Raw genomic sequence first — 6,243 nt, forward strand, 5'->3', positions numbered from 1 at the left:
GGGGGGGGGGGGGGGGGGGGAAGGTTCGGTGCCGGTGTCCTGGCTGTCCTGCGCACCGGAGTCCGAGATCGAGCCCGGGCCGCTGTAGCTGTCGGTGAGGATGACGCGAACTGTGTTGGGCGGCAGGGATGTATCCGCGACGACGGTTAGCCCGCCGAGGTCCTTGGACACGGCGACAGCGCCCGGATCGTCGGTGGTCGCGGCGAGAACTTGACTGTCGACGGTGTCGTTGATGTCGTTGCCGGTCTCACCGGCCCGGTATCCCTTGCTCGCGACGATTCCGGCCACGTTGGTGGCCAGTCCGTCCACGGTGCCGGTGTTGATCACGTCGACCGTGTAGTCGCCGGCGTGAAAGGCCACGGTGCCGTCGGCGTCTTCTTTGCCGAGCAAACCCTCGGTGAACGCCTTGACCGCGACCGGATCGACCTCGACAACACTCTGCGTTCCGTCCTCGCTCCAGCCCTGTTCGGTCACCACCGGAATGGTCGCGAACTGAACCCGACCGCCGGACAGGTCTTTGAGTTGTTCGACGAACTTCAGGACGTCCCAGTTCTCGTCGATGACAACCGACCGTGACACCGCGTCCTGCAGATCGGACAGCTTGCCGGGGTTCGTGAGTGTTCCGGCGGAGAGTACCTTCTGCGCGAGCGAGGCCATGAAGACCTGTTGGCGAACGATACGGTCGAGGTCACCGCGCGGCAGTTCATGGCGCTGACGGACAAAACTCAGGGCTTCCGAACCGTCGAGCGTTTGCTCTCCGGCCGGGAAGGTGGCCCCCGAGAACGGTTCGTCGACCGCGGCATTGAGGCACACATCGACGCCGCCGACCGCGTTGGTGAGCAACACGAATCCCAGGAGTCCGATCTCGGCATAGTGGTCGATCTCGACCCCGGTGAGTGCGGTGACCGTGTTGATGACCGCGTCGCGCCCGGCCTGAACCGATTCCTGGTCTGCCTCGGTCAGATCCATGCCTGCATTGACGAGTTCGGCGCGCTTTTCCTCTTTGGCGGATCCGTAGGCGGAATTGATCTTGCTCATACCCATGCCGGGAACGTCAACGTAGGAGTCCCGCGGAATCGATATGGCGGTGGCCGACGACCCGTCGTTGGGAATTCGGATGAGCAGGATCGTGTCGGTGTTGGTTCCGACATCGTCCGCGGAGTGCAACTGGGCCAGTTCCTTCTCGGAGAGCGGGTTGCCCTGCGCATCGGTGCGCGAGTCGGTACCCACCATCAAGATGTCGACTGCACCGTCTTTGCCGTCGCCCAGGCTGAGCCCGTCGAGCTTGGTGATGCTGTTCTCGAGACTGGTCATCTGATTCCACGCGAAGCCGGTGGCCACCAGGACCGCGACCGAGACCACGGCCACGGCGATTCGGGTGATGGAACGAGCCTTCTTGCCGTCGGCCGGCGTAGCCCCTGTAGGTGAGCCGCCGCCGGGTGAATCCGGCGCCGGTCTCCGCCGACGTCCTCCCGGCGCGGGTGCGTCGGTGCGTCGGCGGGTGCGAGGTGTGTCGTCGGGGCGCGGCCGGGGTGCCGGTCGGCGTGGGCGGTCTGCAGCGGTGGCATCAGCGACGATCGGTGGTGTGTCCCGTCGACGGCGCGGCCGGGGTTGTTCGGAACCGTCATCGCGACGTCGGCGCCGGCCTGCCGGTGGAATCGGTTCCCCGGACGAACGCGCACGGCCACCTTCGCGCGGTGAACCGCTGCGACTCTCACCCGACGGTCGATCCGAAGAGGGACGGTCCACGACGGGTGGCGCTCCTAACTCATGTGTTCGACAGCGGTCTCCGGACGCGACAGCACCGTCCTGGGGAGATGGACTGTCCGCAATGCTACTTGCGAATCTCGCGGCGCAGCCGGAGCCGGACCGGCGCGCCCGTATTGATGTTGTTCACACTGGTGAATGCGAGTCGGCGCGCGAAGTCCCGGCTGAACCGGACATGATGGTGCGTATGCAACGGGAATTGGGTTCGGTGGTGGTGACCGGCGCGGGTGGTCAACTGGGTGGTCAACTGCGGGTTCGTGGTGGAGATGTGGTGCGGCCACTGGCCTCGTCCGATCTGGACATCACCGATCCGGAGGCGGTCGATTCGGTGCTGGGGGAACTGGGACCCGCCGACGTGGTCATCAACTGCGCGGCATACACCGCCGTCGACGCGGCAGAGACGGATCGGGACCGCGCACATGCGATCAATGTCACGGGGCCGGCGAACCTCGCGGCGCTCACCGCGTACACCGGAGCGCATCTGATCCACATCTCGACCGACTACGTCTTCACCGGCCACGCCGACAGTCCGATGGAACCGGGGGATCCGACCGGACCGGAATCGGTCTACGGGCAGACCAAGCTCGCCGGCGAGGTGGCGGTCCGGGCGGGTGATCCGTCCGCGACGGTCGTCCGTACCGCCTGGGTGTACACCGGTACTCCCGGAGCGAGCGACTTCGTGGCGACCATGCGCCGCCTCGAAGCCGAACGCGACACGGTGTCGGTGGTCACCGACCAGGTGGGTTCACCGACGTTCTCTGCCGATCTGGCGGATGGACTGCTGCAACTCGCCGCGCACATCTGCGCCGGTGGGTCGCCGGCCACCGGGACGATCCTCCACGCGTCGAATGCGGGCAGTTGCAGCTGGTTCGACCTCGCGCAGGCGGTGTTCTCCGAGATCGGTGCCGATCCGGCCCGTGTTCTGCCCACCACGGCGGACGCGTTCCCACGTCCCGCGCCGCGCCCGGCGTACTCGGTGCTGTCGGGCCAGTCGTGGCAGAAGGCCGGGCTGACACCGCTGCGCGACTGGCGTTCGGCACTGGCTGTCGCAGTGAGGGCGTGATGGCGGGGGAGATGGCGGTCTCCGGCTACCCTGTGGCGGTGAGCGATGACCAGGTTTCAGACCGTGTCGCGGTGGTGACCGTGACGTATTCGTCCGGTGATTACCTGACCAGATTCATCCAGACCCTCGACGGTGCGATGGCCGGGACACCGGCGGTGATCATGGCGGACAACGGATCTGACGACGGTGCTCCCGAGGCCGCGGCAGAGCGGTACGCCCACGTCTCGCTGCTCCACACCGGCGGCAACATCGGCTACGGCGGTGCGGTCAATCGGGCGGTCGCCGAGGTGGATCCGGCCATCGAGTACGTCATCGTGGCCAATCCTGACGTGGAATGGGGGCCGGGTTCGATCGACCGGTTGCTCGCTGCCGCCGATCGCTGGCCGCGCGCGGGCGCGCTGGGACCACTGATCCGCGAGCCGGACGGCACCATCTACCCGTCGGCCAGGCGGGTTCCGAACCTGATATCCGGGACCGGGCACGCGATCTTGGGCACGGTCTGGAAGTCCAACCCCTGGACCGCCGCCTACCGGCAGGACGCCGTCGACGTGTCCGAGCGGACGGTTGGCTGGCTGTCCGGTTCGTGCCTGCTGGTCCGGCGCATCGCCTTCGATTCCATCGACGGTTTCGATTCGCGGTACTTCATGTACATGGAGGACGTCGACCTCGGTGATCGGTTGGGTCGCGCCGGCTGGCGCAACGTGTTCGTCCCGGACGCAGAGGTTCTGCACGCGAAAGGCCATGTGGCCGACCTTGATCCAGGGAAGATGTTACCTGCTCACCATCGCAGCGCCTACCGGTTCCAGGCCGACCGTCATCCGCATTGGTGGCAGGCCCCCTTGAGACTTGCCCTTCGCGCCGGACTCGGTGTGCGATCGGCAGTGGTTGTGGCGGCGGCGAAACGTGATGCCCGCCGCGAAGTTTCACCCGACCGTTCGAAGACCCACAGTTCGACGAAAGGCGCAAAGTGACCTCAGACGATGGTGTGACCTCCCCGGCGGCGCCGGCCCTGGCCGATGACGTGCAAGCCGTCATCTTGGTGGGCGGCAAGGGAACTCGGCTCCGGCCGCTGACGCTGTCGGCCCCCAAGCCGATGCTGCCGACCGCGGGCGTGCCGTTTCTGACCCATCTGCTCGCCCGGATCAAAGCCGCAGGCATCAACAAGGTCGTCCTGGGAACCTCGTTCAAGTCCGAGGTGTTCGAGCAGCACTTCGGCGACGGTTCGAAGATGGACCTGTCGATCACGTACGTCCACGAGTCCGAACCGATGGGCACCGGCGGCGGTATCCGCAACGTGCTCCCGCACCTGACCGCACCGACTGTGCTGGTGTTCAACGGTGACGTCCTGTGCGGCACCGATGTCCGATCCATCATCGACACCCACCGGACCTCCGGCGCCGAGGTGACGCTGCATCTGGTGCGGGTCGGAGATCCGCGGGCATTCGGTTGTGTTCCCACCGATGAGTCCGGACGGGTCACCGCATTCCTCGAGAAGACTCAGGATCCGCCCACCGACCAGATCAACGCCGGCTGTTACGTCTTCAACCGCACCGTGATCGAGCAGATCCCCGCCGACCGTCCGGTCTCGGTCGAACGGGAGGTCTTCCCGGGTCTGCTCGCCGACGGCATCCACGTGCAGGGTCACGTCGACTCCGGTTACTGGCGGGACATGGGCACACCCGAGGACTTCGTCCGCGGCAGCGCCGACCTCGTCCGCGGTATCGCGCCGTCGCCGGCACTCACCGGACCGCGTGGGGAGTTCCTTGTCCACGAGGGTGCCGGGGTGGCCCCCGGTGCCCTCCTGATCGGTGGAACGGTGGTCGGTCGTGGCGCGGAGATCGGTGCCGGTGCCAGATTGGACGGCGCGGTGATCTTTGACGGGGCCGTGGTCGAGGCGGGTGCGGTGATCGAACGGACGATCATCGGTTTCGGTGTGCGGGTGGGGCCGCGAGCTCTCATCCGTGACGGCGTCATCGGAGACGGCGCCGATATCGGTGCCCGCTGTGAGCTCCTTCGCGGAGCGCGGGTCTGGCCGGGGGTCAAGATCCCGGACGGCGGAATCAGGTTCTCCACAGATGTCTGACACCGTCCCCGTTCCACCGTTCAAACGATTTGTTGCCCTTGGTGACTCATTCGTCGAAGGGGTGGGCGACGTCGAGGCCCGTTGCCCGAACGGGGTGCGGGGCTGGGCCGATCGGGTGGCCGAGGTGATGGCCCGCGCCGATCCCGGGTTCCGATACGCAAACCTCGCGATTCGCGGTCGGCTGTTGTCGGCGGTCGTGTCCGAACAGCTGGCCCCGGCCGTTGCGATGGCGCCCGACCTGGTCGCGATCTGCGCCGGCGCCAACGACCTGCTGCGTCCGAGCGCCGACATCGACACCCTCATCGAGGACTACGATGTCGCGATCGGCCGGTTGCAGGATGCCGGGGCGCGGGTCGTCACGTTCACGGCCTACGACACCGGTGGCAAGCCGGTGTTCGGCGCCCTGCGCGGGCGATTCGCGGTGTACAACGAACTGCTGCGCGAAGTGGTCGAACGGCGGAACGTCACGCTGGTCGACTTCTGGCGGATGCGGGTCTTCCGCGAACGCGCGATGTGGGAGTTCGACCGCATGCACATGTCGACGGCCGGGCACGTGTACATGGCCATCGCGGTGCTCGACGCGCTCGGTATCGAACACGATCTCGTCCCGGTGGAACTCGGTCCGCCGCAACAGATCTCACCCAGCGCACGGCGCCGGGACAGTCGGCAGTGGACCGTGGAATACGCGATGCCGTGGGTCGGACGCCGGATCCGGGGTGTGTCCACCGGCGACACCATCGCGCCGAGGTATCCCGAACTCACCGCGCTCACGCCCAGCGTCTGAGGCCGGTTTTCAGTCGGCGGAGGGGGCCTTGGCCGCGGCGAGCAGCCCGCGGCCGAGGGGGATCACCACCGGAAGCAGCGAATCATCGTCGGCGATGAGCATCGCGGCTTCGCGCGCGGCGAGCGCTTCCTGACCGGAGCTGTTCGGGTCGGCGACGGTTCCGTCGGCCGACGCGTTGTGCACCACCAGCACGCCGCCGTCCCGCAGCAGCCGAAGGCCTTCGGCGACGAACCGCGGTTGGTCTGTGACCGCGCCGTCGATGAACACCATGTCGTAGCTGCCGTCGGCGAGACGGGGGAGGACCTCTGCGGCGCGGCCATTGATGAGACGGGTTCGGCCCGGGCTGATGCCTGCGGTACTGAACGACTGCTTGGCGGCGCGGTGGTATTCGCTCTCGGAATCGATGGTGGTCAGGACACCGTCGGTGCGCATGCCGTTGAGTAGCCAGAGTGCACTGATCCCGGCGCCGGTTCCCACTTCGACCACGGCTTTTGCATTGACCAGCCGGGCCAGCAGTGACAGAGCGGCACCCACCGACGGCGTGAT

General features: G+C 67.0%; 6 protein-coding genes. 4 read left to right on the forward strand and 2 right to left on the reverse strand.

All coding sequences use genetic code 11. The features are described 5' to 3' along the window. On the reverse strand, positions 1–1,749 hold a 1,749-nt coding region (locus VIQ49_RS28575; RefSeq protein WP_331890502.1), incomplete at its 3' end, for an LCP family protein. A gap of 196 nt (positions 1,750–1,945) precedes the next feature. On the opposite strand from VIQ49_RS28575, the gene rfbD reads away from it, so the two are divergent. From rfbD to VIQ49_RS28595, 4 genes are read left to right on the forward strand one after another with little or no spacing between them, the layout of a single operon-like run. Then, positions 1,946–2,830, forward strand: a complete 885-nt coding sequence (gene rfbD / locus VIQ49_RS28580) for a dTDP-4-dehydrorhamnose reductase (protein ID WP_331890510.1) — start codon at positions 1,946–1,948, stop codon at positions 2,828–2,830. After that, positions 2,830–3,801: a glycosyltransferase family 2 protein gene (locus VIQ49_RS28585; protein WP_414731735.1), complete on the forward strand. Its 972-nt coding sequence runs from the start codon at positions 2,830–2,832 to the stop codon at positions 3,799–3,801. The genes rfbD and VIQ49_RS28585 overlap by 1 nt, the downstream gene beginning before the upstream one ends. Before the next feature lie 14 nt (positions 3,802–3,815). Beyond that, positions 3,816–4,913, forward strand: a complete 1,098-nt coding sequence (locus VIQ49_RS28590; RefSeq protein WP_414731736.1) for a sugar phosphate nucleotidyltransferase — start codon at positions 3,816–3,818, stop codon at positions 4,911–4,913. Next, entirely contained in the window at positions 4,906–5,697 is a 792-nt protein-coding gene (locus tag VIQ49_RS28595; protein WP_331890506.1) for an SGNH/GDSL hydrolase family protein, read from the forward strand. Before VIQ49_RS28590 ends, VIQ49_RS28595 begins: the two co-directional genes overlap by 8 nt. A gap of 9 nt (positions 5,698–5,706) precedes the next feature. Here VIQ49_RS28595 and VIQ49_RS28600 read toward each other — a convergent pair. Next, the coding region (locus VIQ49_RS28600) for an O-methyltransferase (RefSeq protein WP_331890508.1) at positions 5,707–6,243 on the reverse strand (537 nt) is incomplete at its 5' end.

Origin of the sequence: Williamsia sp., from assembly GCF_036566845.1 — a bacterium.
GTDB lineage: Bacteria > Actinomycetota > Actinomycetes > Mycobacteriales > Mycobacteriaceae > Williamsia.